Genomic DNA, 26,010 nt, shown 5'->3' with positions numbered 1-26,010 from the left:
TGCCACCCCCGGATGTTAGGCATGACAATTGGTAAATATTATGACGGGCAGAATCCCGGTTGCAGCGTTGTAGAAAGAAGCCAAGGCAGACTGACCCGGTTCATTTTGCTGCTTTCAATATTGCATGTTTGCAAATGCCTATCGGACGAAGGCAATACCAACTCTCACACGGTTGACCTTACGGTTATAGTCCAGCAGATTTTCTCCATATCCGAAAAAGGACTGGCCATAGAGGTATACTTCCGGGCCACCCTTCCACAGATTTGGAAGCGGATAGGACAAATCCGCTGCAAAGGAACCTTTACCGGATGAGAAGTTGAAGCGTGTATTGGTTGTGAGCCGAAGGCCGTTTTCTTTGCCGACATCCATTTGCAAGCTGGCATGGCCGCGATAACGCTCAATATCTTCATTGCCGGTTTGGCCGCCGACGTAAAAAGCGAGACGAGGCATTATGGTTAAGGCGGTCTCATCGCCAACCGGAATCGATGCCATCGGAGAGATATAAAGGCTATTCAATGTACGGGAATCATCCCCGTCCTTACCGTTTGATTCATGACGTAAGCCGCCCTGTGCTGCGAGCGTCATACCGTTATCGAGAGTGGTAGATGGTGTAATATAGATTAGTTCAGGTTGAAAATCGATATTGCGAAACGGAAAGGAGTCTGCCCGCACATCCCAGAACATGCGCTGAGTATAGGCGAAATGCAGGCCGTCGCGCCATGAAGAAGAAAAGTCTGGCCGTTTATTGTGTGATCCAAAAAGCTGATATTTAAAACTAATTTGCAGGCGTGCTTCGGTATTCGTACCGGGACCGTAAACAGCATAGATCGGCTGATAGGCTGACAGATTGTCAATAAAAGCATTGCTAGCAGCGCGATCGGTGGGCGGCGGAGCGGGAAGAGGCGATTGTGAATCATCAACAGCCAAATCAGTATTATTTGCGTCTTCCGCGCTATACGCTTGGGCCGCTTCGATTGGCTCTTTCGCATCCTTCGCGGCATTAGCAAGTGTAGATCGCTCTCGCCTGAGCAAAACGACCTGTTGACCACTCCAAGCAGGAACTGAGATCAGAGTGGAGTCGGGAATCGCCTTAGTCTTTGCATGATACTTTGCAGCAGCGAAGCCACCTGCAGGGATAATCAGGGATGAATCGTAAATCGGGTCACGCTGAAGCCACAGAGTTTGCGATTGGTCTACTCCAGAACGATCCAAATGAGCTTCCACTCGATCAGGCAGAGCCACGGTCTGTTGTGTGTCGCTATTGTTGAGAAACCGCAGCTCCACTGTGACTTCTCCTTTCTCTTCGTTGTGGTCAGTTGGATTTGTCGTTGCCCGACTGACCACGGCTTCGACCGGGGCTTGCGCCATGACGCTGGCTGGCGCTGCGCTCAGAAGCAAAGCGGAAAGAAGACAGTATTTTTTCATGCTAGTAAGTGTTGTCCACTATCTACGGGTATTACCGTGCCCGTTATGCGCTTTGCTGCGTCACTGGCAAGAAAAGCTGCTAAAGCACCCACGTCTTCTATCGTGACCAGTTGCCCTTCGGGCACAATCGCTGCCGCTTGTTCGAGCAGTTTGTCAAACCGAGCGATGCCGCTGGCCGCGCGTGTAGCGATTGGGCCGGGAGAAATTGCATGTGCCCGTATACCTTTTGGCCCAAGTTCAGCAGCAATATAGCGGGTGGAACTCTCTAGGGCTGCTTTTACCGGGCCCATTAGATTGTAATTTTCTACCACCCTTTCTGAACCGAAGAAAGAAAGGCAAAGTAGGCAACCACCGTCATTCATTAGTTTTTCGGCATACTTGGCCATTCGAATGAAGCTGTGGCAAGAAATGTCCATTGCCATGCTGAATCCGTCAGCAGATGAATCGACGATCCGGGCATGAAGGTCATTTTCGGGCGCAAAAGCGATAGAATGCAGTAAAAAATCCAGTCCTCCCCATTCTTGCTCGACTCGTTTGAACAGGGCTTCTAGCTGGCCGGGCTCGCGCACATCACATGGTGCGGTCCATTCAACATCAAGCCGTTCGGCAACAGGCATGACCCAATGTCTGGCTTTCTCATTAAGGTATGTCGCGGCAAGTCTTGCACCACATTGCCTGAAGGCTTCGGAACATCCAGCGGCAATCGAATGCTCATTGGCAATGCCGACGATCAGACCACGTTTTCCCGTGAGATCGACTAGTGGTTTCATTGTCTTGTCTCCCGCAACAGGTTGACTGTGTGCAGTGCAATCATATGCTCTTCATCGGTAGGAATAATCATGACCGTGACAGGGCTACTTGTTGTAGAAATAATCGTTTGGTTAGCCGCATTGGCCTGTGCATCGATTTCTATGCCCACCCAACGGAGCCGTTCTCCAATCATCGCACGGATGTTACTTGCATTTTCTCCAATTCCAGCGGTGAAGACAAAACCATCTATCCCGCCGAGGGAGGATATCAGTGCTCCCGCTTCTCGCGCCGCACGCCAGCAAAACAAATCAATAGCTTCGCATGCTTCTTGTGAGCTCTTGTCTGAAAGAACTCGCATATCGCTGGAAATACCAGAAACGCCCAGCAGGCCAGATTGTCGATAAAGTAAATCTTCGATGCTAGCGATGTCCATACCCATCTCCTTGATGAAGTGGATGACTACACCAGGATCAAGGCTGCCACAGCGCGTGCCCATCATTAGGCCGTCCAACGCGGTAAAACCCATGGTGGTATCGATAGACTTCCCATCCTGCATTGCGCAAAGGCTCGCGCCATTCCCGAGATGAGCAGCGATAACTTTGCCACTGGCAACGTCCGGATCAATCTGTTGCAGACGGCGAGCAATATATTCGTAAGACAGGCCATGAAAACCGTAACGCCGTATACCTTGATCGTGCATGGCACGGGGTAAAGCCAGTCGACTGGCAATCTCTGGTTTGTCGTGGTGGAATTCGGTGTCGAAACAGGCAATCTGCGGGAGGTTGGGCGCCAGTTTTGCAATAGCCTTAATTGCAGCAAGGTTATGAGGTTGATGGAGTGGAGCCAGCGGACAGAGCTTTTCTAATTCTTTCAGTAGAGCTTCATTGACTATGCGCGGCCGAGCAAATTGCGTTCCGCCATGGACCACACGGTGACCGATAGCGATAATTTCACGATCCTGAAGTGGATGATCGCGTGCCCACGTGAACAAATATTGTAGTAGATCGGCATGGGTGAGGGTGGCGCCATCGCGCCATTCCTTTTCGATCAGTACAGTCCCGTCAATATCAATAGCTCTGAGCTGAGGAGCAATGCCGATTTTCTCAATCTTACCACCAGCTGACAGCTTTGGTTCACCACTAGTAGGTATTGCAAAAAGCGAGAACTTAATGCTCGACGAACCGGAATTCAGGCTGACGATTGCTTTCATTTCGTAGCTGCTCTGTTAGGCCCGGGAGCAGCCATTGTATTTGCCCGAGTCATTAAAACTGCCATGGCACAGGATGCGAGACGTGTTCGCAGACTGTCTGCTCTGCTGGTCAGAATAATCGGTACCCGTGCACCCAGCACGATACCGGCTGCATCGGCGCCGCCCAGAAAGGTAAGTTGTTTGGCAAGCATATTGCCTGCCTCAAGGCTGGGTACGACGAGAATTTGCGCAAGTCCTGCAACGGAAGACTGAATGCCTTTTTCAGCAGCAGCTTGCGGACTTATTGCGTTGTCAAAGGCCAAGGGGCCGTCCAGCGTACCACCTGTGATCTGTCCACGATCAGCCATTTTACACAGAGCTGCTGCATCGAGCGTGGAAGGAATGGCCGGATTAACCGTTTCAACCGCTGAAAGAATAGCCACTTTCGGGTTTTCTATGCCGATCACATGAGCCAGATCTATAGCGTTGCGAATAATATCGGCTTTTTCAGATAGTGTCGGAGCGATGTTTATCGCCGCATCTGTAATGATCAGTGGTTCAGCATAGCCTGGTACTTCCATAACATACGCATGGCTGATCCGTCTTTCAGTCCGTAGACCACCGGAAGAGCTGACGACCGCCCCCATAAGTTCGTCGGTGTGAAGCGAACCTTTCATCAGCAGGCTGGCATCTCCAGACTGTACCAGCGCCACAGCTTTGGCGGCCGCATCATGACTGTGATCTGCGGGCAGGATACGGAATTGTGAGATATCCTCACCAATTTGTTCGGCAATAGACCTGATTTTGGCTTCTGGCGCGACAAGAATCGGTTCGATAAGGTTGGCTTCGGCGGCTTCGATCGCTGCACGGAGTGTTCCGGCAGAGCAGGGATGAGCAACTGCAGTGAGCTCGGGAGTTCCCTTGGCGGTAAGCTCCATAAGTTTGCGATAGCCATCATGTGTCGCAATGCGAATATCGGGAAGAGAAATCCGTTTACGGCGCACTTTTTCTGTTGGCGCCTTGATTGTCGCTTCTCCTGAGATCACTTCCTCGCCATTCTGATTGGTGCAGGAACAAGCCAAGACTACGATATGATGCTCGGGCCTTTTCTCAGTGACGGTAACGGTGGCTGTTATGGTATCTCCGGGGCTTACTGGACGGGTGAAACGCAAAGACTGGCCCAGATAGATTGCTCCTGGTCCTGGTAATTCGGTACCCAAAACGGCAGAAATTAATCCACCACCCCACATGCCATGGGCAATAATATGGTGAAACATGTCTGCTGCGGCGTAGTCAGGGTCCATATGCGCCGGATTTACGTCGCCGGATACGGCTGCAAATAGTTTGATATCATTGTTGTTAAGTGTTCGACTGACACTGGCCATATCGCCCACTTTCAACTCATCAAAAGTATGATTTTCAATCATGACAGGCTGTTCGGTTCGGCCAGACATAGCTCAGTGCTCCAAAACATAGTAACCGGGGGCGTCATGCAGCGGCGGATATCCTTTATCCGGCGCGCCCATACTTGGTGGGGCAACGGGAGTGCCTGAACGGTTTTCGAGCCATTTGCCCCATTCTATCCACCATGAGCCCTCCTGATATTTGGCGTGAGAGACCCATTCATCTGCACCATAGGAAGGGCCATCTGGCTGGCGGGTAAGGATATGGAAGCTGCGATGTTTATGTCCCGGCTCTGACACAATCCCGGCATTGTGGCCTCCTGATGTCAGAACGAAAGTCAGTTCTGTTCCTGTCAGCAAATGAATTTTATGCACGGAATGCCATGGTGCGACGTGGTCTCGCTCAGTCGAGACAACAAAAATCGGTTGGTGGATAGAGGACAGTGTGATTTCACGTCCTTCGACTTCATATTTACCTTCGGCGAGTTGGTCTTCCAGGAATAGACGTCGCAGATACTGACTATGCATTGCATAAGGCATTCGCGTGCCATCTGCATTCCATGCCATCAGGTCGAACATCGGATCGCGTTCACCCATCATATAGGTATTGAGCACATGGCTCCAGATGAGATCGTTGGATCGCAGCATTTGAAATGCACCGCCCATCTGGCTGCTATCCAGATAACCTTGGCTCCACATCATGCTTTCCAACATGTTGAGCTGACCTTCATCGATAAACAAGCCAAGTTCACCTGGCTCACTGAATTCCGTCTGCGCTGCAAGTAAGGTAATGCTAGCGAGCCGATCATCATGGTCTCTCGCCATGGTAGCGGCCGTGATCGAGAGCAGTGTGCCGCCAAGGCAATAGCCCATCGCATGTAATTTGGAAGAACCAGTGATTTTTGTCACGGCATCAATGGCGGCCATCGGTCCCAACAAACGATAGCTTTCCATGCTGAGATCGCGATCATCCGCATCCGGATTATGCCAGGAAATCATGAAAACAGTGAAACCCTGATCGGTCAGCCATTTTACAAGTGAGTTATGCGGTGAAAGATCGAGAATATAGTATTTCATGATCCAGGCTGGGACGATCAGCACCGGTTCGGGGCGAACTTTTTCCGTAGTAGGTTCGTACTGGATTAGTTCGATGAGTCTGTTGCGATAGACTATCTTGCCCTTTGCGGTGGCCACTGTGTCACCAGGTTTGAATTTCTCGGCACCCATCGGAGGTTCGCCGCGGAGATTACGTTGCATATCCTCAATCAAGTGCTGGAACCCGTCTATCAGACACTGCCCCTTTGTTTCGACGATCTTTTGTTGAAGTACGGGATTGGTAGCAAGAAAGTTGGTCGGCGCGAGCATGTCGAGTATCTGCCGAGTGGTGAATTCCACCATATCCTCATGGTGGTGATTAACCCCTTTCACACCGGTTGTAGCGGCATCCCACCATTGCTGATTGAGCAGAAACGCCTGAGCAATCCAGTTGAAGGGTTGTTCCTTCCATGCCGGATCGTTGAAACGCTTGTCTTGAGGTAATGGATCGATTGCCGGATCAGCATCCTGCTGGGCACAGCAGCGCATCATGTAGTCGATCATTCGTGTTTGCTTGCGTAAGGCCTTTTGCCCCAATTGCATCTGTTTGCCAGGAGACAATGCCAGATGAAGTGCCCAGTCAGAAAAGGCATATGCCACTGTTGCTGGTGACAGGCCTTTGGTGAATTGAGCTATCATAGCTGAAGTTGCACGGTCGATTGTTTCAGCTACACCATCCAGCGGATCGATTGCGTTAGTCTCTTGGTCCATGAACCAACTCCTGCATGTCTGGCCGAATGCCATTCTGTGTTGATGGCTTGTCTTTTGAGGGGTATCCGTCCGGCCATTCTTATGTGAATTAGGAAAAGCGGTGGGGTCTCAGGCCATATATTTCCCGCCATTAACCGACAAAGTGCTCCCGGTTACAAAACCGGCATCGTCTTCGACCAAGAATAATACGCATCGAGCGATTTCTTCAGGCTCGCCGAGCCTTCCGACCGGCACATTGGCCAGAATATCGTCCATGGCTTCCTCAGGTACAGCATCGACCATGGTGGTATGAGTATAACCCGGCGCAATGGCATTTGCAGTGATATTCCGTCTCGCGCCTTCAAGTGCCAGTGCTTTCGTGAAGCCTATCACACCCGCCTTCGCTGCTGAATAATTAGTCTGACCAAACTGGCCGGAAAGCCCGTTTACCGAACTGATATTAACGATACGCCCAAAGCGTTTTTCCCGCATGCTTTCAATCACGGCGCGGCACATGTTGAAACAGCCGCCCAGATCGATATCGATAACACTACGCCATTGCTCTTCCGTCATTTTGTGCAACGTTCCATCGCGTGTAATTCCGGCATTATTGACCAAAATTTCGATTGGCCCATGTTCTGCTGCGATCTTTGCAGCGCCGTCCTGACATTCTTCGAAGTTGCCTACATTCCATTCATAAACAGGGATCCCGGTTTCCTCGTGAAAGGTTTTTGCATCCTCCTGATTGCCGTAATAATTGGCTATGGCTGTGTAACCGGAGGATTGAAGTAGTTTGGCTGTTGCAGCGCCAATTCCAGTCACACCGCCAGTGATGAGAGCTATATGAGACATAAGCTGGTCCTTGCTATCTGATGAAGAGATTTGAACTGGCAAATGAAAGGGGGAGGCGCCGTGCAGATGAAGTTAGGTTTAGAAGCCATACTCCGATGAACACCCTTAAATGGCAGGGGCGATGACACATTGTTATTTTGCAAGTCGAACACAGTCGCTCCTTGCCTGCCGCGCTGATCCTTTTAGGAAAGTAAAGGTAAGCCAGCTCTTCCGTTCAAAAAAAACTACACCTGGTAGTTTTGTAACGCAAGGAAGTGAATGCGGTGCAACATAATTAATAGATGCGTTGCACAATATATATGCTCAGCGGCTTACAGTATCGATTGTTGATCTGCGCATGCGCACTTTAATGGGATAAAAAATCGAAACTTTCTGCAATTAGATTCAAAGTCTTGTGTTGAAAATCTGATTTTGCTTCCGGAGTGTTGGCGAGGTCGTGACGTTCCAAAATGCGTCGACGCGGGGCTGTGACAAGCGCGTCAAAAAGAAATGCAGCGAGAAAATGAATGTCTTCATCGTCTCGATCTTGCAACTCGGAAGCAGAGTGGAGCAGGGTAACGAACGGTTCCTGTCCCATGCGGACAAGGGTCCCAGGGCCGATTCTGTCTTCATGACCCTGATTTTGAGCTATCAGCCAGCCTATCAGAGATTGCAGGCCAATCAGTCGGGGCTGCAGCGAGGTGTCAAGTGTTCCTGAGGCTAGATAAAGAATCTGCTTTCGTATTGAACCTTCAGGGATATGTGTAGTGACATCGTCCAGCTGATGTTCGATACCATGTTCGATAGCGGCCATTAGTAGGCCGATTTTGGACTGGAAACGGGAATATAGGGTGCGTTTGGAAACATTGGCAGCAGCGGCAATGCCGTTCATGCTTGCCATTTCCGGGCCATGAGCAATGAAGCGTTCTAGCGCAACATCGAGAATATGTGTGCGTAACCTCGCAGCAATTTCCTGTGTTGGCCGACCCCCCTTTGGGCTGCGTGGGGGCAGACGTGTGCCATTGCGGTGACGAGGCGAGGCGTTCATTGCATTTCTCCAGAGCGATCCCGGGGCAGATCAGTATGTAGTCCGGGGGGGGCTATCTCCGAAGAACTGTTCTGCGATTGCCCTCTCTCTATGGGGCCTTAGTCTTAATTTAGCCAAAACAGGAGATTGTGGCAATCTTTGCAGGCATATGGGCTATGGAAGAAGCTATGTGTTCAGTGGAGCGCGATGAATAGTTGAAGAAGCTCAAAGCGGCGTACCAATGACCGCGAGCGCGCCACATGTATGTGGTTATTTCGATTAGTGATATGTGCGGATCTGCTATAGGCTATAGTACCCTCATGCATAAGGCTGCTATGGTGACCCCTACGGGAATCGAACCCGTGTTTCAGCCGTGAAAGGGCCGCGTCCTAGACCGCTAGACGAAGGGGCCAACAATAGGCACTATAATATCGCACCATGGTGACCCCTACGGGAATCGAACCCGTGTTTCAGCCGTGAAAGGGCCGCGTCCTAGACCGCTAGACGAAGGGGCCGTCGCGGTGCGAGAGGCGCACTTAGGGGGGTCTTTTCCGTCGGTCAACCCCTCACCGTAAGAAGCTGTAATTAATTTGCCCAAGCAGCATCCTCGAGGTGTAGTTCAGCTTGTGGACGGCTTGCCCAGTCGTCTATTTTAACACGCCCGGCGAGCCATAATTGCCGCCCTTGTGTGCCATGTAGCAGCGCTTGACCCATATCGCTATCAGCCGCCCTAAAGGCGATTGCTTTAAATGACGTGCCATCTTTGCCTCGCGCAATCAGCCGCAAATGATTAGCGCCGACAATGTCAGCCTTTGCGAGTGAAACAGGCCCCACAACCACGCGTGGTCCGGGCCAGCCGACGCCAAACGGGCCGGCACTGTCCAACGTTTCCACGAGATCGGGTTGTAAACCTCCCGGCGCGATCGCGATGTCGAGCAGCATGGTCTTTGCGTCCAATGCCCGTGAAACAGGGCCAGCAAGCAGATCGTCAAGCCATTGAGCAAAAGTGTCAAGGCGATCTGCTTTAATTGTGAGGCCTGCCGCCATAGCATGACCACCGCCTGCAACCAGAAGATCTGCTTCACGTGCCGCAATAATAGCAGCCCCGAGATCTACTCCTGCAATAGAGCGGCCGGATCCTTTGCCTTGTCCGTACTTCTCGTCAAGTGCAATGATCAGAGTAGGCTTTCCTGTTTTTTCTTTGATACGACCCGCGACGATGCCAATTACGCCGGGGTGCCAGCCTTGGCCCTTTAACACGAGCACAGATCGATTATGTTGGTTGTTGATCTGCTGTTCTGCAGCTTCCTGAACCGCAGCTTCAATGGCTCTGCGTTCCTCATTTAGTTCAGAAAGCTGCGTTGCAATGGCGTGGGCTTCATCAGGATCTTCTGTTGTCAGAAGGCGCACACCAAGTGTCGATTCTCCTACACGACCTCCCGCGTTGATTCGTGGTCCCAAAGCGAAGCCGCAATCGCTACATGTCGGTGCGCGGTTTATGCGACTTGCGTCGATAAGGGCTGATATTCCGATATTGGCGCGGCGGGTCATGACTTTCAGTCCCTGCGCAACGAAAGCGCGATTGAGGCCACGAATCGCGGCGACATCTGCAACAGTGCCCAGTGCCACCAGATCAAGTAACGAGAAGAGATCGGGTTCACGATGCTCGGTGAAATAGTTAAGTGCTCGCAAGCATCGTGTTACGGCTACGGCGAGTAGAAAGGCTACACCCACCGCAGCAAGATGGCCAAATGAAGCGGCCAGATCGGATTCATCGAGTCGGTTTGGATTTACCAGAGCAAGCGCATCCGGCAATTCGGGAGCGCATTTGTGATGATCTACTACGATCACATCTACACCGGCAGCGCGGGCGGCAGCAAGCGCGTCATAAGCCATCGCGCCGCAATCGACCGTTATGATGAGACTCGAACCTTCTTGCCCAAGTTCGACCAGCGCCTTTCCACTCGGCCCATAGCCTTCCAGCAGTCGATCAGGAATATAGTAGCCAGCATCATGACCTAACATACGAAACAGGCGAATTAGTAAAGCCGAACTGGTCGCACCATCTACATCATAATCACCATAAATCGTGACCTTTTCACGATTGATAATAGACTGGGCAATCCGTTTGGCTGCACTATCCATGTCGTTGAAAATCGAAGGATCGGGGAGAAAGCTGCGTAGATTCGGATTGCGATGTCGAAGCAAATCATCGCGTGAAACACCTCGCGCAAGTAACAACTGGGTGACGATATCGTCCTCAAGCCCGATTGCACCTTCCTTCAACTCCATATTGCCTCCCCGCCAATGCCAAGCATTGCCTGAAAGGGACTGTTCTACGCCGAATATTGCAGTTTTTATCGCCATCTCCTGCCGTCTAGACCAGTTGATGAGAGCGGAAAAGGCATCTCTCCATACTTACTCTTTGGTTAATATGGCTCGTCAGACGTCTTGCTAAATTCAAAGAATGGTGTTTTTAGAACAAGGTCATAATGAAGAAAATATTTGTCCTTTCGGGTAGCAAGAAGGCAAAATATGTAGCGGAAGTACATTTTCATTATGTTTACTAGGAATATGCATAGTAAAGAAATCCGGGGATCTTTATATTTTGGGAAAGGTCTTCGACCGGATTTTAACACTGTGCGGAACCTATTTTCTGAGAAGAATGAAGTGGATGAGTGTCATCTCACTGCCAGCAATAAGATTTCCTTTGTGTTACCAGGGCTTTTTCTGGAGCTAACCGGAATTAGGCCAGGGAATATGGCGATCGTTCCACGTCCTTTACGGATGCCTGACAAATTTTCTGAGTTTCGCTTTTCTGACGTCGAAACGTTGAGTCTTTCTATGCCCTTTGAAGCGAAGCAAAGTCGGCTTTGGTCTTCGATCAATCTTACTTTTGCAAAATTACTCTCTGATTTTACGCATTTGCCTGGAGTGGAGGCTGTTCAGTGGCATCCCGCCCGCAGCTTGTGTCTGCCAGACATATTTCAACGGTCGATAGAGAGTTGGGAGAGGGGCAAGGACTTTCTCGGTCAAGAGCTTATCTCGGCTGCCCCAATGGCGGATGGAGGTATTCAGACCGAAGGATTGTGGCTTTTTGCGGGACAGGAAGTGCGGATTGAACCTGAACTGGTTGAGCCAAAGCGAGGTAATAGCGAACTGGCTCTTCATCTGGCTCAATACTTCGCTCATAACGGCCCACTAACTAAGCCGATGCGCTTCAAAAGCCCTCTTTCAGGATATTTGCGAGCGGAGCCGTCTTCAAATGGGCGTTTTATTCGGGTGTATGCCGAAGCGACAAAACGTTCTTTCGGGCTTAAAGCAGTCCAACCTCAGTCGAACGACCATTTCATCGAATCGAGAGCCTTTTCTCGTCTCGCTCGCTGGATACCGCCAACGCTTTTATGAATAGGGCGGGAGAGGGGGGCATTCTCTCTCCCGCACGTTAGCTGTCGTCAGGCTTAACCACGTACCGCGCTGTTTGCAGCGCTAAGAATAGCGCGAACACTGGCGGTTGCCACATCTCCGTCGATTCCGACACCCCATATCGTGTGACCAGACGGCAAGCGACATTCGAGATAAGTTGCTGCCATGGCATCGGTGCCTTGGGTCAGAGCGTGTTCGGAATAATCTGTAACTTCCAACTCGACGCCAAATGTATCGCGAATTGTTGACAAGACTGAACCGATCAATCCTTTACCTCGTCCACTAACGCGCTGGGCCTGTCCATCGACTTCAATCGTACCAGAGAAAACGCGTGTACCATCTGCCGCACGGCCTTCATCATAATCAACTAGCCGGAAACGACGCTTGTCGACTTTTACGAAGTAGGTTTCCCGAAAAACCTGCCATATATCCTCATTATTGAGCTCGCGACTCATTTCATCCGCCACGCGCTGTACATGTTTGGAGAAATCAGCTTGCAGTTTCTTGGGCAGTTTCAGCCCTTGATTTTGCTCTAGCACCCAAGCAAAGCCGCCTTTGCCGCTTTGCGAATTGACGCGAATGACGGCTTCATAATTGCGGCCCAGATCTGCTGGGTCAATTGGCAGATAGGGAACGCGCCAATATTCATCGTTGCGTTGTTCCTGAGCTTCGAAACCCTTCTTGATGGCGTCCTGATGACTGCCGGAAAAAGCTGTGAAGACAAATTCGCCGCCGTAAGGATGGCGTTCATGTACTGGAATCTGATTACAGAATTCGACAGTCTCAATGATTTTGTCAATATCAGAAAAATCGAGACCTGGATCGATGCCTTGAGTGTACATATTAAGAGCCACAGTCACGAGGCAGCAATTGCCCGTTCTTTCACCATTACCGAACAGGCATCCTTCGATCCGGTCAGCTCCCGCCATTAAACCCAGTTCGGCTGCTGCAACACCGGTCCCGCGATCATTATGGGTATGCAGAGAGATGACTGCACTTTCACGATTGGGCAGGTTACGGCAAAAATATTCGATCTGATCGGCGTATATATTGGGGGTCGCTGCCTCGACTGTGGCCGGCAGATTGAGAATCAGAGGCTTTTCGGGAGTTGGTTGAAGAATATCCATTACTGCTTCGCAGACTTCTATCGAGAAATCCAATTCAGCAGTTGAGAAGGTTTCCGGAGAATATTCGAATTGCCAGTCTGTGTTGGGGCGTTTGTCTGCCTCATCGCGCAGTACTTTTGCCCCTTTAACTGCAATTTCCTTTACTTCTGTCTGGCTCATGCGAAATACGATTTCACGCCAGGCAGGTGAAACGGCGTTATAAAGGTGTATGATCGCTGCATGTATTCCGTCGAGGCTATCAAAACTCTTCGAAATCAGATCTTGTCTTGATTGAGTGAGTACCTGGATCAGCACATCTTCCGGCACACGATCATGATCGACCAATGAGCGGATAAAATCGAACTCAGTTGCCCCGGCGCTGGGAAAGCCGACTTCGATTTCCTTAAATCCGGTTTCAACCAACAGGTCAAAAAAACGGTTTTTCTTTACTGCATCCATCGGATCGATGATCGACTGGTTGCCGTCACGCAGATCCGTTGAAAGCCAACGCGGGGCATGCGTTATGGTCCGAGACGGCCATTGCCTGTCAGGCAGGTTAATCTGAGGAAAAGATCGGTATTTCCGGCTCGGATCTTTGAGCATAGTCATGAGAATTGCCTTATCGCTTTACATCCGCGCTACAAGTGGGCGCGGTAAGAATTTTCGACTAAATTACAAATGTGCCCTTAGGCGGGTGCCTGAGCTGTACGCATAGGCAGGTGACGCGCCTAAGGGCACGTAAGTCGAAGCAGCGATAGTAGTTCGCGGCGAGCCATGAATGTTCTATGGGTATCGTGATGATATTTGTCTAGCTTTTCCCATGGAAAAACGCATGTCAGCGACGCGACTGACCTGCGTTTTTCTTAGTAAAATAGCGTAGACTATTGCTTTTCGAATGCGGCGGTAATGTCGAGCACGACTTCGTCTGATACCATGGGGACAAAAGCATCTACACCGAATTCACTACGCTTGATTTGGGCGCGACCTTCGAAGCCGATTGTTTCCGCTTTGCTCATAGCATTAACGCCCGCACCAGTGAGTTCGGCGGCAATCGTTACAGGACGTGTCTTGCCATTAAGTGTGAGGTTGCCTGTGATATTAGCTGTCGTGGCCCCAGTTTTTTGTACAGCGGTTGAAACGAAGTGAGCAGGGGCAGGGGCAGGACCAAAAAAATCCGGTTTTTTGCCATCCTCTCCAGCGCGTAGCAGGTGATCATGTAAACCGGTGCTCGCCACGGTAACCGAAGCAATCGGAATAGTTACATCGAGTTTTGTGGCTGAAATATTGGACGGATAGAGTGTGAGCGAGCCCTCGATATCACCAAAGATGCCAAAATAATCGTTGAAATTGAAGTGATTGACGCGCCAACCTACAAGTGTGTGACTCGGGTCTGACACATAAGTGCCTGCCTGTACGGTGCTGGCGTCGATGGCTGTAGCGAGCGGTGGGGAATCCTGTGCCTGTAAAGCACCATATGATAAGGTTGCGAGGCTTGCAGTGGCGGCGAGAGCGATCATGAATTTAGGCAATGATAACCTCCTGTTTTGCGCGGTTGTAAGCCGTTGCCAGGAGGCAGGCAATACATCGATGCAAAGGGGGGCAGATGATCCCGCAGCCCCCCCCTTTTTGTTATATCCGTGTTCCGCGCATCGCGCTTAGTTCTTTTCCCTGTCTACTAATTTATTAGCGGTGATCCAAGGCATCATAGCACGTAGCTGGGCGCCGGTCTTTTCGATAGGATGCTCAGCCTGGCGTTTGCGAGCAGCCTTCATTTCTGGATTGCCTACTGCATTGTCGAGCATGAAGCGCTGTACAAAACGGCCAGCCTGAATGTCTTCCAAGACACGCTTCATTTCTGCTTTCGTTTCATCTGTGACTACGCGCGGACCAGTATGATAGTCTCCATATTCAGCAGTGTTGGAAATCGAATAGCGCATATTGGCAATGCCGCCTTCATAGAGAAGGTCAACGATCAGCTTGGTTTCGTGCAGGCATTCAAAATAGGCCATTTCCGGTGCATAACCTGCTTCGACCAGCGTTTCGAAACCTGCCATGATGAGGTGGCTAATGCCACCACACAGGACAGCTTGTTCGCCGAATAGGTCGGTTTCACACTCTTCTCTGAAATTGGTTTCGATAATACCCGAACGGCCGCCGCCGACGCCCGACGCGTAGGCGAGGGCAACATCATGCGCGTTGCCCGATGCATCCTGCTGTATAGCAATCAGGCATGGCACACCGCCGCCTCGTACATATTCGCTACGCACCGTATGACCGGGTCCTTTCGGTGCAATCATGATGACATCGATTTCATCGCTTGGCTCGATCAGGCCGAAATGAACGTTGAGACCATGCGCAAAGGCAAGCGCTGCACCTGGTTTCATTTTACCTTTGAGGTCGTTGTTCCAGATGGCAGCCTGATATTCGTCCGGGGCCAGGATCATGAGAATGTCGGCCCAGCCGGCCGCTTCACTATTAGTCATGACCTTGAAGCCGGCGGCTTCAGCTTTTTTGGCTGTGGCAGAGCCTTCACGAAGAGCGATGGCCACATCTTTCACGCCACTATCCCGGAGGTTCTGTGCATGTGCATGGCCCTGGCTGCCGTAACCGACAATTGCGATCTTTTTGTCAATGATCAGGTTAAGGTCGCAATCGGCGTCGTAATAGACTTTCACGTTTCTTTCCTTCCTTGTGCCCTTACCCGGGGCTCTGTGTCGGATATTCTGATTTGCATGTGCGCGCGTCGTCAGGCGCTTATCTTGGAATATTATGAGGCGCAAAGCTTTGCTGACTGGCGGATCAGACCCCTTCAGGTCCGCGCATCATGCCAACTACACCTGTCCGGCCAACCTCCACCAGCCCAAGTTCACGCATGAGTGCCACGAAGCGGTCCACTTTTTCCGGTGCTCCAGTTATCTCGAAAATGAAGCTTGATGTAGTCGAATCGACTACTTTGGCGCGAAACACATCGGCAAGTCGAAGTGCCTCGACACGGTTTTCGCCTTTACCTGCCACTTTGACCAGAGCCAGTTCCCGCTCGACAAATGGCCCCTCATCGCACAGGTCGATAACCTTGTGGACTGGTACAAGGCGTTCGAGCTGTGCCATGATCTGGTCGATCACAGGCGGTGGGCCGTTGGTGACGATGGTAATTCGGCTCACTGCATGGTCTTCAGTGATGTCGGCCACCGTTAGACTATCAATATTATAGCCGCGAGCAGTGAACATGCCAGCGATGCGGGCCAGAATCCCGGCTTCATTATCCACCAGCAAAGTGAGGACATGACGTTCGGTCGCGCGATGTTGTATTTTCATCATTTCCCCCTGCCCTCAGACCAGCGCTTTGGCTTCGTCTTCCATTGTGCCGGCTACCTGATCTCCATAAAGCAGCATTTCCGTATGCGCTGCGCCTGATGGAATCATTGGAAAGCAATTGGCGTCCTTGGCTACGTGGCAATCCACGATCACCGGGCCATTGTGTGCCATCATCGCTTCAATACCGGCATCCAGTTCGGAATGATCGTGAATGCGGATGCCTTTCCAGCCGTAAGCTTCGGCCAGCTTCACAAAATCGGGGAGGCTGTCTGAATAAGAATTGGAATAACGGCTCTCATAGGTCAGTTCCTGCCACTGGCGAACCATCCCCATATATTCATTGTTAAGAATAAACACTTTGACGGGTAAGCGAAACTGGCTCGCGGTACCAAGCTCCTGAATGTTCATTTGGATTGAAGCTTCACCGGCAATGTCGATAACCAGATCGTCAGGATTACCAAGCTGTGCACCGATAGCAGCAGGCAATCCGTAGCCCATTGTGCCAAGGCCGCCGGAGGTGAGCCAGCGGTTTGGTCCATAGAACCCAAAATACTGAGCCGCCCACATCTGATGCTGACCAACTTCTGTGGTAATGATAGGACTGCGTTTTCGCGTCAATTCAAACAGTCGTTCAACTGCGAATTGTGGCATAATCACATCCCTGCGATGTGGGTAGGAAAGACTCTTACGCTCTTTCCATTCATCAATCTGTGCTTTCCAACCTGACAAATCCGCGGATTTTCGGTCGCCCCATGCGCTGATGAGTTGTTCGAGAACAGTCGCGCAATCACCGACGATGCCCAGATCGACCGGCACGATCTTGTTGATTGAACTACGATCAATGTCGATGTGGATTTTTTGCGAATAGGGCGCGAAAGCATCAAGCCGGCCGGTTACACGGTCATCAAAACGCGCACCGATATTCACCAGAACGTCCGCCTGATTCATCGCCATATTGGCTTCATATGTGCCATGCATTCCCAACATGCCGAGCCAGTCGGGATCGTCGGATGGGAAAGCTCCAAGCCCCATGAGCGTGGATGTAACAGGAGCGCCTGTCAGTTTTTGAAACTGACGCAGTAATTCTGTTGCACGTGGACCCGAATTTATAACTCCGCCACCGGTATAAAAAACGGGAGATTTGGCATTAGCAATCATGTCGATCGCTTCAGCAATATCGTTTGGTGCAGCAATCATCTGCGGATAATAGCGTTTCGGCCGCGATACCGGATTGTCATGTAAAGTGGCGGTTGCCACCTGAACATTCTTCGGAATGTCAATGACAACGGGCCCCGGCCGTCCGCTAGTCGCGATTTCGAAAGCTTCCTCGATCGTGGCCGCAAGATTGTCCGGGTCTTTTACGAGGTAATTGTGCTTTGTGCAGTGGCGGGTAAGGCCGACCGTATCGGCTTCCTGAAAGGCATCACTGCCAATCAGATTGGTGGCAACCTGCCCTGTGATGACGACCATGGGAATCGAATCCATGAATGCATCGGCAATACCTGTAATGGCATTGGTTGCTCCGGGGCCCGAAGTTACCAGAACAACGCCTGGTTTACCTGTTGAACGGGCATAGCCTTCCGCCGCATGCGCCGCACCTGCTTCGTGCCGTACAAGGATGTGACGTAGCTTCTTGTTGTCGAACAACTCATCGTAGATCGGTAGTACGGCGCCGCCGGGATAACCGAAAACGAACTCAACATCCTGGCGAACCAGGCTTTCGACCAATATCGCAGCTCCGCTGCGTTCTTCGCTCACGTTACAATCCTTCCACGTATAACTTCACAATATTCCCGGTCCAAAAAACCGGACCCGGCACGAAAGCTCATGCCGGGTCTCCCTCTCCAACTCTAGACCAGACCAAAATCCGGCGTCGCGAGCTTGACTAGGAAAACAAAAATGTTATGTCAACCTATGTTGTTGGAATAATATTTCAAAATAGCTAGAAATTGATAAGTTATGTGATTCTACTCGCTTCCAATCTTGTGGTGGTTGCTTGCGAAACCACGTATATTGCCGCTTGGCGTAATTCCGTGTCGCCTGGGCGCCTTTTGCAAGCACTTCGTCGCGACTCAACGACCCATCGAGCCAGCCGGTTATTTCAGGCACACCGATTGCTTTCATAACTGGGAGTTGAGGTGAGAGTTTTCGCGCTAGAAGCGTTCGTACCTCTCCGACAGCGCCATGATCGAGCATGGCTGCAAAACGGTTGTCACAGCGAGCGTAAAGGCGTTCACGTGGAGGCAAAAGTATTAGCGGGTGCAGATTAATAGTATCGCTAATGCCGCCTGTCCGCTTACTTTGCCAGTAAGTAAGGGTGTGCTTGGTGGCGCGTACTACTTCGAGTGCGCGCGCCACGCGCGTTGTGTCGGCAGGATGAAGTTGTGCGGCCCTTTCAGGATCTTCGAGCCGCAAAGCCGCATAAGCTTTATCAACGGGCAAATTTCGTATTTTTGCGCGTACGCTTGGATCAATGGTAGGGATGGGGGCGATACCATCGAGCAAAGTGCGTATATACAGCCCTGTGCCACCAACGATAATGGGGAGGCGGCCAGCCAAATGTGCTGTTTCAATTTCACGTCTGGCTTTCATCGCCCAATCTGCTGCTGAGCACGGCATTGCTCCATCCCATGCACCGAACAGAACATGATCGATTCCGCACATATCTTCTTTGGTCGGTCTTGCGCTTAAAACGGCCAGATCGCGATAGACCTGAGCACTGTCCGCATTAATGATCAGTGCTGAACCACCGGATTTTTCCCATTCCAGCGCAAGACGGACAGCAAGATCGCTCTTGCCGCTGGCGGTTGGCCCTGCGATGAGCGCCACCGATTGTTTTTGAGGAGAATGCCCAGTGCTCATAGCCAGGCTGATAGCAGATCAGAATACGCTTAAGGCAAGTCTTGATGCAGCCAGCGGGGCATTAGCAGCTGAAGGCCTGCAGATCGCCAATGTCCAGATGCTCGATTTTTGCGGTGAAGTGCTCCAGCTAATGCTGCCTGAAGGTGATCCGGCTGTTTTGCGCCGTGTAATCGATACATATTTCGTCCCTTCGGATGTGCTGATGAGCGATAGGGAAATTAATATTCCGAATCTGTTCGTTTCCGATATGGATTCAACCATGATAGGCCAGGAATGCATTGATGAACTGGCCGATTTTGCGGGCATTAAGGATAAGATCGCCGGTATTACTGAGAGGGCTATGCAAGGTGAGCTGGATTTTGAAAGCGCACTGCGTGAACGTGTCGGATTGCTCGAAGGGCTGGAAGAAGATGCGATTGACCGTTGCCTGGCTGAGCGGATTAAACCGATGTCAGGTGCTCAGACGCTTGTGGCTACGCTCAAAAGTTATGGATGCCATACCGTGCTGGTGACTGGCGGTTTCCATCATTTTGCCGATCGCGTTGCTCATGATCTCGGGTTTGAGCGAGTGGTGGGTAATCGTTTAGCGACTGCAAATGGGAGGCTGACCGGAAACCTTGCAGGGGCGATCACCGACAGTTCAGTAAAGGAAAAAGTTCTTTTGGAAGAGCGTAACCGGATAGGTGAGGGGGCTGTATCGCTTGCCACTGGTGATGGCGCAAATGACATCCCTATGTTACAGGCCGCGCATTACGGCATTGCCTATCATGCCAAACCCAAGGCGCGCGAAGCAGCCAATGGTTGGGTAAATTGCGGTGATCTCACCGCTATTTTGAAACTGCTCAATATTCCCGAAAGTGATTGGGTAGCCGCATAAATTCCTGGTGAGTTAAGCCATTTTCAGGAACGGAAAGAGAGTGAGCTCCTGTTATAAAAACAGGAGCTCACAGTGACTTCAGCCTTTCATCCAGTCGCGGAAAAAGCTGTCATTCGCCTCGCGTAAATCGGCCAATGAAACGCTACTTTCTGCTTCGCCGGCACGAATTGTAAGGGCGGCTCCTCCGGTTTGACCGAGCAATACCACATTAAGGCCGTAGCCTTCGGCCTCCTCGATGATGGGCAGCGCATTCTTTGTTGTCACGATGTAACGGCCCTGATCTTCTCCGAAGAAAAAGCCGGCAGCTGAAGTATGATCGGCAGGCATGCCGATCTGTGCGCCCAGATTGCCGGAAAGAGCCATTTCGGCAACTGCTGCGGCAATACCTCCGTCTGCGCAATCGTGCACCGCACTCAATGCTTCATCCTTGATAAATTTGCGGATTAGTGTTCCAGCTTTGCCTTCGAGCTCAAGATCGACATGCGGAGCGGGGCCTTCCTCCCGCCCATGCAATTCGCGCAAAAATAGCGACTGTCCCAAATGACCATTTCTTTCGCCACCAATTACGAGAATTGCATCACCTTCATTCTTGAAGCCAATCGTAACCATTTTAGTGTAGTCTTCGAGAAGACCGACGCCACCAATGGCGGGGGTGGGTAAAATCGCACTTCCTCCGCCCGTAGCTTTCGACTCATTATAAAGCGAGACATTGCCAGAGACGATTGGATAATCGAGCGCGCGGCAAGCTTCGCCCATGCCTGTGAGACACCCGACAAACTGGCCCATGATTTCAGGTCGCTCGGGGTTGGCGAAATTGAGACAATTGGTCACGGCAAGGGGAAGGGCGCCTACAGCGCTAATATTGCGATAAGTTTCAGCAATAGCTTGCTTGCCGCCCTCGACCGGATCGGCATAACAATATCGGGGTGTGCAATCCGTACTGATAGCCAATGCCTTACGCGTACCATGAACACGCACAACCGCAGAATCGCCCCCCGATTTTTGCATTGTGTCGGCGCCGACCTGGCTGTCATATTGTTCCCAGATCCATCGCCGTGAAGCGAGATCAGGGCAGGCCATTAATCTGGTCAGGTCGCCTGCTATATTGTCGCTTTCCGGTGTATCGCTCAGTTCGGCCGGTTTGGGAGGCAGAACATGCGGGCGGTCATATTCAGGAGCATCGTCTGCAAGAGGAGCGAGTGGAATATCGCATACGGTCTGCCCGTCAAATTCAAGTTGCATTCGGCCGGTATCGGTCACTTCGCCGATGACTGCGAAATCGAGCTCCCATTTGCGGAAGATTTCTTCAGCCATCTTTTCCTTACCGGGCTTCAGGACCATGAGCATGCGCTCTTGGCTTTCTGACAGCATCATCTCATAAGGCGTCATGCCTTCTTCCCGGCAAGGCACCTTATTCATATCGAGCCGAATACCGACTTCACCTTTGGAGGCCATCTCCACGCTGGAGGAAGTGAGGCCTGCAGCGCCCATATCCTGTATGGCAACGATAGCATCGGTTGCCATAAGTTCGAGGCAAGCTTCGATGAGAAGTTTTTCCGTGAAGGGGTCGCCTACCTGCACAGTTGGACGCTTTTCATCGGATTTTTCATCGAAATCGGCCGAGGCCATGGTGGCGCCATGAATACCATCACGACCGGTTTTGGAGCCGACGTAAACGATTGGATTACCAGTACCAGTGGCCGCACAATAGAAGATTTTGTCCGTATCGGCTACACCAACGGTCATCGCATTGACGAGGATATTGCCGTCATAAGCCTTATGGAAATTAGTTTCACCGCCGACGGTCGGCACGCCAACGCAATTGCCATAGCCGCCAATTCCTGAAACCACACCTTGCACAAGATGCCTCATTTTCGGATGATCCGGGCGGCCGAAACGTAATGCGTTCATATTGGCAATAGGGCGAGCTCCCATTGTGAACACATCGCGTAAGATACCTCCGACGCCAGTCGCCGCGCCTTGATAGGGCTCGATATAGGAGGGATGATTATGGCTTTCCATCTTGAAAATAGCGGCCTGTCCGTCGCCAATATCGATCACACCGGCATTTTCGCCTGGGCCGCAGATCACCCAGGGGGCCTCGGTTGGTAATTTCTTCAGATGCAGTCGCGAACTTTTGTAAGAACAATGTTCTGACCACATGACTGAAAAGATACCCAGCTCTACTAGGTTCGGTTCTCGGCCCAGTGCGTTGAGCACACGGTCATATTCTTCGCTGTTGAGCCCGTGGGCGGCGACAATTTCAGATGTGATCTCGGACATGGAAAGCGCCTTTAGCGAGGGTGGCGCCCAAGCGCTAGTCATCTGAATGCACCCAGTTCCGGAAATCGCATGAAGCCGTTGCTTTAAAGCTAGGCTTGACCGGCGCGTTCTGCGCGGCCAATGCTTAAGCCATGGAGCAACAGGCCGCCGATATTTCGCAAATGAGTTTCGAAGATGCGCTGCGCGCTCTGGAGGACGTCGTCCGGCGTTTGGAGGGAGGCGAAGTCCCGCTCGACGAATCGATCGATCTTTATGAGCGTGGTGAAAAGCTGCGCAAACATTGCCAGGCGCGGCTAGATACGGCGCAGGCGCGGATTGAGAAGATTGTCGCCGGTTCGGATGGCAAGCCTGTCGGCACTGCGCCGTTTGACGGCGGCTGACACCATGGGCCTCATTCTGGCAGATGACATTCTCGCGCGGGAGTTGCAGGAGGTTCAGCATGAGGTGGACGCAGCCTTCGATTCTCTCCTTCCTGTTCCGCAGGACAGCCGCAGAACCTTGATTGAAGCAATGCGTTATGCTGCAATTGGCGGTGGCAAGCGTGTGCGTCCGCTGTTGTTAACCGCCGTCGCCAGCATGCATGGCGTATCTCGCGAATCTGCTATTCGCACAGCATGCGCAGTGGAAGCGATACATGTTTATTCGCTGATCCATGACGATTTGCCTTGTATGGATGATGATGATTTGCGGCATGGCAAGCCGACCGTTCATCAGGCTTTCGATGAAGCAACGGCGGTTCTCGCTGGGGATTCCCTCCATGCCTTGGCATTTGAAATTATTGCGGCTCCTGAAACCAGCACCGATCCCTTTGTACGTTCCGAACTCGTTTATACTCTTGCCATAGCAAGCGGCTATAACGGTATGGCTGGCGGGCAGATGATGGATATGGCGGCAGAAGTCGAAGAACTCGATCTTCATACGATTACGCGTCTGCAACAATTGAAGACTGGAGCCCTGCTTGGAGCAGCTGTGGAACTGGGCGCTATTTTGGGACGCGTTCCGCGGGAAGGCCGTGCTCTGTTACGTAATTATGCTAGAGATATCGGGCTTGCATTTCAGATAGCTGATGATCTGCTGGATCACGATGGCGATGAGCAAAAAGCAGGCAAAGCTCTGCGTAAGGACTTTGAACAAGGTAAGCAGACCTTTGTATCTGTTCTGGGCCCGGACCGGGCGCGAGAACAGGCAGAGGCGCTAATCGAACAGGCTATCGGTCATCTTAGCGCTTATGGTAAGGAAGCGGATTTGTTGCGGGCCGTAGCGCGCTTTGTGGTGGAGCGAGACCGTTGAGTGAACCACGCATCGGCATCTATCCTGGGACCTTCGATCCTATCACGCTGGGCCACGCAGATATTATCCGTCGCGGGGCGAAACTGGTTGACGAGTTGATAATTGGCGTGACGACAAATCCATCGAAGAATCCAATGTTTGCACCCGAAGAGCGGATGAAGATGGTCGAAGCCGAAGTCGCAAGGCTGGGTGTAGAAAATGTCAAAGTGAAGGGGTTCAATGCTCTGCTAATGAAATTTGCAGAGCATGAGAAGGCAGCTGTGATAGTACGTGGTCTTCGCGCTGTTGCGGATTTTGAATATGAATATCAAATGGCGGGTATGAATCAGCAACTCAATTCAGGAATTGAAACATTATTCTTGATGGCAGATGTCAGCCTGCAACCAATTGCTTCCAAACTGGTAAAGGAGATCGCCCGTTTCGGTGGTGAAATTTCTCCTTTTGTCAGCCCTGCGGTGCGTGAACAGGTTGTTGCTCGTGTGGAAGAGTTTGGCCGCCTGGGCGAATATTGAGCAAATGCGTTCATTGAACCGTCAGCGGTGCATCGCTAAAGGCAACGGCCAGAATAAGTTCAAGGATATTGATCGCATCATGTTGAAACGTCTGCTGACAGCATTTCTTGCTGTGCTGATGGGCCTCGTCCCCGCCTTTGTAATGGCACAGGATTCCGACACGTCTCCGGAAAAGCCCCAGATGCGAATTGCGGTCGATTTCGACCTGACAAAGGATCGCGATAATATTTTGTTCCTAGATTTGTCGAATGGCGCACGCGTGGCCATTCGTCTGATGCCTGACTGGGCACCAAATCATGTGAAACGGATAAAGGAACTTACGCGTGCCGGGTTCTATGATGGCGTGATTTTCCATCGTGTAATCGATGGCTTTATGGCGCAGACCGGGGATCCGACAGGGACGGGGCAAGGCGGATCCGACCTCCCTGATCTCAAGGCGGAATTCAATCCGATGCCGCATGTCCGCGGAACAGTCTCAATGGCCCGTGCTTCCGATCCAGATAGCGCAAATAGCCAGTTTTTCATTGTGTTCTATCCGCGTTTTTCGCTTGATCGCCGCTATACCAATTTCGGGCGCGTGATTAGCGGTATGGACGGTGTTGACGCGATTGCGCGCGGCGAGCCGCCGGAAAATCCGACCCGCATTCTTCAGGCGTCAATCGCGTCGGACAATAAGCCTCAGAAGATGCCAGGTGCAGCCGATGCGGATGCGGAAGACATTACGGCTGATATGCTGAGCAATTCGGACAGCCAATAAGCTTTTCAACCAGCTTAAACATGACTAGGCGCAATTTATGCGCGTAGACCTATTTAACTTTGAATTGCCTCCTGAACGTATCGCTTTACGGCCTGCCCGGCCACGCGATTCGGCTCGTCTTTTTCATGTCGATGGAGGTAAGCCCTTCGTTCATCGCCAGGTTCGTGATTTGCCTCAACTGTTGCGGGCGGGGGATATGCTGGTGTTCAACGATACCCGCGTAATTCCTGCACAACTTGAAGGTTTACGTGGAGAGGCCCGAATCGGGGCAACATTGCATAAAAGGATCGATCTGCGGCGCTGGCAGGCCTTTGTGAAAAACGCCAAGCGTTTACATGAAGGTGATTTGATTCGATTTGGCGCCAACGTGACAGCAATTGCCGAAAAACGGCTCCCAGATGGAAGCTGGACCCTGTTTTTTAAAGGCGATGAGCCCGTCGAAGTACTGTTAGAGCGGGCAGGCCGTATGCCTCTCCCGCCTTATATTGCTGGTAAGCGACCGACGGATGAAGCAGATCGAAAAGATTATCAGACCATTTTTGCCGAGAAAGACGGTGCAGTAGCGGCGCCTACTGCAGCGCTTCATTTCACACCGGACTTACTGAACGCTTTGGAGGGTGCTGGGATCGGGCTTGAGACGCTAACCTTGCATGTGGGCGCAGGCACTTTTCTTCCGGTTAAAGCTGATGATACCCAGGATCATCAGATGCATGCGGAATGGGGCTGTATTGACAAGAAAACCGCCAGTCGCCTCAACCAGGTGAAACAGAATGGCGGGCGATTGATTGCCGTCGGCACAACAGTGCTGCGCCTTCTGGAAAGCGCAGTAAATGAGGAGGGGCAGATTCAGCCTTTCTCAGGCGACACGTCGATTTTTATCACACCAGGCTATCGTTTCCGAGCAATTGACGGGCTCATGACCAATTTTCATCTGCCGAAGTCTACATTGTTTATGCTGGTTAGCGCCTTGATGGGACTGGAGCGTATGCAGGCCGTTTATGCAGAAGCTATCGCGGAGCGTTATCGCTTTTACAGCTATGGGGATTCTTCACTGCTTTTGCCTTGAATCACTGACATACAATCGGAAGAAGCTGTAATGGATTGAGAGAAAACACGTCTTTGGAAAATATTTATTTACCAAACCCTCGGTATAAAGGGTTAGTCTGGTTAAT

22 protein-coding genes and 2 tRNA genes are annotated in these 26,010 nt (G+C 51.4%); 7 read left to right on the top strand and 17 right to left on the bottom strand.

The window, feature by feature from the left end; genetic code table 11:
* Positions 1-138 precede the first annotated feature (138 nt).
* The 10 genes from D6851_RS14775 to recJ form a co-directional block, all read right to left on the bottom strand.
* Positions 139-1,425 (bottom strand): phospholipase A, encoded by a 1,287-nt coding sequence (locus tag D6851_RS14775; RefSeq protein WP_120325670.1) that lies wholly within the window; start codon positions 1,423-1,425, stop codon positions 139-141.
* Positions 1,422-2,195, bottom strand: a complete 774-nt coding sequence (gene fabI, locus D6851_RS14770) for an enoyl-ACP reductase FabI (protein ID WP_120325669.1) — start codon at positions 2,193-2,195, stop codon at positions 1,422-1,424. Before fabI ends, D6851_RS14775 begins: the two co-directional genes overlap by 4 nt.
* Complete coding sequence (locus tag D6851_RS14765; protein ID WP_120325668.1) at positions 2,192-3,385, bottom strand: acetate/propionate family kinase; 1,194 nt, start codon at positions 3,383-3,385, stop codon at positions 2,192-2,194. Before D6851_RS14765 ends, fabI begins: the two co-directional genes overlap by 4 nt.
* Positions 3,382-4,818, bottom strand: coding sequence for a bifunctional enoyl-CoA hydratase/phosphate acetyltransferase (locus tag D6851_RS14760; protein ID WP_210210372.1), 1,437 nt, complete (start codon positions 4,816-4,818; stop codon positions 3,382-3,384). Before D6851_RS14760 ends, D6851_RS14765 begins: the two co-directional genes overlap by 4 nt.
* A gap of 3 nt (positions 4,819-4,821) precedes the next feature.
* Positions 4,822-6,606, bottom strand: coding sequence for a PHA/PHB synthase family protein (locus D6851_RS14755; RefSeq protein ID WP_476561128.1), 1,785 nt, complete (start codon positions 6,604-6,606; stop codon positions 4,822-4,824).
* Between the two features lie 75 nt (positions 6,607-6,681).
* Positions 6,682-7,404 carry an acetoacetyl-CoA reductase gene (phbB, locus tag D6851_RS14750; protein WP_120325667.1) on the bottom strand — a complete coding sequence of 241 codons (723 nt, stop codon included), beginning with the start codon at positions 7,402-7,404 and terminating at the stop codon, positions 6,682-6,684.
* A gap of 346 nt (positions 7,405-7,750) precedes the next feature.
* Positions 7,751-8,431: a TetR/AcrR family transcriptional regulator gene (locus D6851_RS14745; RefSeq protein WP_120325666.1), complete on the bottom strand. Its 681-nt coding sequence runs from the start codon at positions 8,429-8,431 to the stop codon at positions 7,751-7,753.
* Between the two features lie 315 nt (positions 8,432-8,746).
* Positions 8,747-8,822, bottom strand: a tRNA-Glu gene (locus tag D6851_RS14740).
* A 27-nt stretch (positions 8,823-8,849) separates the two neighbouring features.
* A tRNA-Glu gene (locus D6851_RS14735) sits at positions 8,850-8,925 on the bottom strand.
* A 70-nt stretch (positions 8,926-8,995) separates the two neighbouring features.
* Positions 8,996-10,777 (bottom strand): single-stranded-DNA-specific exonuclease RecJ, encoded by a 1,782-nt coding sequence (recJ, locus tag D6851_RS14730; protein WP_120325665.1) that lies wholly within the window; start codon positions 10,775-10,777, stop codon positions 8,996-8,998.
* 207 nt (positions 10,778-10,984) lie between these two features.
* Here recJ and D6851_RS17580 point away from each other — a divergent pair, with 207 nt between their 5' ends.
* A complete protein-coding gene (locus D6851_RS17580) occupies positions 10,985-11,818 on the top strand; it encodes a hypothetical protein (protein WP_147395495.1) in 834 nt (277 codons plus the stop codon).
* Between the two features lie 53 nt (positions 11,819-11,871).
* Here D6851_RS17580 and leuA read toward each other — a convergent pair whose 3' ends face one another.
* From leuA to miaA, 6 genes are all read right to left on the bottom strand, one after another.
* Positions 11,872-13,551, bottom strand: coding sequence for a 2-isopropylmalate synthase (gene leuA / locus D6851_RS14720; protein ID WP_120325663.1), 1,680 nt, complete (start codon positions 13,549-13,551; stop codon positions 11,872-11,874).
* 272 nt (positions 13,552-13,823) lie between these two features.
* On the bottom strand, positions 13,824-14,471 hold the full coding sequence (locus D6851_RS14715; RefSeq protein ID WP_238474127.1) for a YceI family protein: 648 nt from the start codon (positions 14,469-14,471) through the stop codon (positions 13,824-13,826).
* 126 nt (positions 14,472-14,597) lie between these two features.
* On the bottom strand, positions 14,598-15,617 hold the full coding sequence (ilvC, locus tag D6851_RS14710; protein WP_120325661.1) for a ketol-acid reductoisomerase: 1,020 nt from the start codon (positions 15,615-15,617) through the stop codon (positions 14,598-14,600).
* A gap of 124 nt (positions 15,618-15,741) precedes the next feature.
* Positions 15,742-16,257, bottom strand: a complete 516-nt coding sequence (ilvN, locus tag D6851_RS14705) for an acetolactate synthase small subunit (RefSeq protein ID WP_120325689.1) — start codon at positions 16,255-16,257, stop codon at positions 15,742-15,744.
* Positions 16,258-16,272: 15 nt separating this feature from the next.
* Complete coding sequence (gene ilvB, locus D6851_RS14700) at positions 16,273-18,015, bottom strand: biosynthetic-type acetolactate synthase large subunit (protein WP_120325660.1); 1,743 nt, start codon at positions 18,013-18,015, stop codon at positions 16,273-16,275.
* 144 nt (positions 18,016-18,159) lie between these two features.
* Positions 18,160-19,119 (bottom strand): tRNA (adenosine(37)-N6)-dimethylallyltransferase MiaA, encoded by a 960-nt coding sequence (gene miaA, locus D6851_RS14695; protein WP_120325659.1) that lies wholly within the window; start codon positions 19,117-19,119, stop codon positions 18,160-18,162.
* Between miaA and serB the strand changes: the two genes are divergently transcribed.
* Positions 19,112-19,996, top strand: a complete 885-nt coding sequence (serB, locus tag D6851_RS14690; RefSeq protein WP_120325658.1) for a phosphoserine phosphatase SerB — start codon at positions 19,112-19,114, stop codon at positions 19,994-19,996. The genes miaA and serB overlap by 8 nt on opposite strands.
* Before the next feature lie 78 nt (positions 19,997-20,074).
* On the opposite strand, the gene purL is transcribed toward serB, so the two are convergent.
* Entirely contained in the window at positions 20,075-22,279 is a 2,205-nt protein-coding gene (gene purL / locus D6851_RS14685; RefSeq protein WP_120325657.1) for a phosphoribosylformylglycinamidine synthase subunit PurL, read from the bottom strand.
* 131 nt (positions 22,280-22,410) lie between these two features.
* On the opposite strand from purL, the gene D6851_RS14680 reads away from it, so the two are divergent.
* From D6851_RS14680 to queA, 5 genes are all read left to right on the top strand, one after another.
* A complete protein-coding gene (locus D6851_RS14680) occupies positions 22,411-22,659 on the top strand; it encodes an exodeoxyribonuclease VII small subunit (RefSeq protein WP_120325656.1) in 249 nt (82 codons plus the stop codon).
* 4 nt (positions 22,660-22,663) lie between these two features.
* Positions 22,664-23,569 (top strand): polyprenyl synthetase family protein, encoded by a 906-nt coding sequence (locus D6851_RS14675; RefSeq protein ID WP_120325688.1) that lies wholly within the window; start codon positions 22,664-22,666, stop codon positions 23,567-23,569.
* On the top strand, positions 23,566-24,081 hold the full coding sequence (coaD, locus tag D6851_RS14670; protein WP_120325655.1) for a pantetheine-phosphate adenylyltransferase: 516 nt from the start codon (positions 23,566-23,568) through the stop codon (positions 24,079-24,081). The genes D6851_RS14675 and coaD overlap by 4 nt, the downstream gene beginning before the upstream one ends.
* 79 nt (positions 24,082-24,160) lie before the next feature.
* Entirely contained in the window at positions 24,161-24,838 is a 678-nt protein-coding gene (locus tag D6851_RS14665; protein WP_120325687.1) for a peptidylprolyl isomerase, read from the top strand.
* A gap of 37 nt (positions 24,839-24,875) precedes the next feature.
* Positions 24,876-25,904 carry a tRNA preQ1(34) S-adenosylmethionine ribosyltransferase-isomerase QueA gene (gene queA / locus D6851_RS14660; RefSeq protein WP_120325654.1) on the top strand — a complete coding sequence of 343 codons (1,029 nt, stop codon included), beginning with the start codon at positions 24,876-24,878 and terminating at the stop codon, positions 25,902-25,904.
* Positions 25,905-26,010 lie beyond the last annotated feature (106 nt).

The sequence above is a fragment of the Altericroceibacterium spongiae genome (genome assembly GCF_003610805.1).
Lineage (GTDB): Bacteria > Pseudomonadota > Alphaproteobacteria > Sphingomonadales > Sphingomonadaceae > Altericroceibacterium > Altericroceibacterium spongiae.
Note: the sequence above shows the minus strand (reverse complement) of the source record. Positions and strands in the feature narration are given on the sequence as shown.

Excerpts from the sequence above, each read along its gene's own strand:
- D6851_RS14775 (WP_120325670.1), bottom strand. The coding sequence starts at position 1,425 with ATGAAAAAATACTGTCTTCTTTCCGCTTTGCTTCTGAGCGCAGCGCCA.
- fabI (WP_120325669.1), bottom strand. The coding sequence starts at position 2,195 with ATGAAACCACTAGTCGATCTCACGGGAAAACGTGGTCTGATCGTCGGC.
- D6851_RS14765 (WP_120325668.1), bottom strand. The coding sequence starts at position 3,385 with ATGAAAGCAATCGTCAGCCTGAATTCCGGTTCGTCGAGCATTAAGTTC.
- D6851_RS14760 (WP_210210372.1), bottom strand. The coding sequence starts at position 4,818 with ATGTCTGGCCGAACCGAACAGCCTGTCATGATTGAAAATCATACTTTT.
- D6851_RS14755 (WP_476561128.1), bottom strand. The coding sequence starts at position 6,606 with ATGGCATTCGGCCAGACATGCAGGAGTTGGTTCATGGACCAAGAGACT.
- phbB (WP_120325667.1), bottom strand. The coding sequence starts at position 7,404 with ATGTCTCATATAGCTCTCATCACTGGCGGTGTGACTGGAATTGGCGCT.
- D6851_RS14745 (WP_120325666.1), bottom strand. The coding sequence starts at position 8,431 with ATGAACGCCTCGCCTCGTCACCGCAATGGCACACGTCTGCCCCCACGC.
- recJ (WP_120325665.1), bottom strand. The coding sequence starts at position 10,777 with ATGGCGATAAAAACTGCAATATTCGGCGTAGAACAGTCCCTTTCAGGC.
- D6851_RS17580 (WP_147395495.1), top strand. The coding sequence starts at position 10,985 with ATGCATAGTAAAGAAATCCGGGGATCTTTATATTTTGGGAAAGGTCTT.
- leuA (WP_120325663.1), bottom strand. The coding sequence starts at position 13,551 with ATGACTATGCTCAAAGATCCGAGCCGGAAATACCGATCTTTTCCTCAG.
- ilvN (WP_120325689.1), bottom strand. The coding sequence starts at position 16,257 with ATGAAAATACAACATCGCGCGACCGAACGTCATGTCCTCACTTTGCTG.
- miaA (WP_120325659.1), bottom strand. The coding sequence starts at position 19,119 with ATGAGCACTGGGCATTCTCCTCAAAAACAATCGGTGGCGCTCATCGCA.
- purL (WP_120325657.1), bottom strand. The coding sequence starts at position 22,279 with ATGTCCGAGATCACATCTGAAATTGTCGCCGCCCACGGGCTCAACAGC.
- D6851_RS14680 (WP_120325656.1), top strand. The coding sequence starts at position 22,411 with ATGGAGCAACAGGCCGCCGATATTTCGCAAATGAGTTTCGAAGATGCG.
- D6851_RS14675 (WP_120325688.1), top strand. The coding sequence starts at position 22,664 with ATGGGCCTCATTCTGGCAGATGACATTCTCGCGCGGGAGTTGCAGGAG.
- D6851_RS14665 (WP_120325687.1), top strand. The coding sequence starts at position 24,161 with ATGTTGAAACGTCTGCTGACAGCATTTCTTGCTGTGCTGATGGGCCTC.
- queA (WP_120325654.1), top strand. The coding sequence starts at position 24,876 with ATGCGCGTAGACCTATTTAACTTTGAATTGCCTCCTGAACGTATCGCT.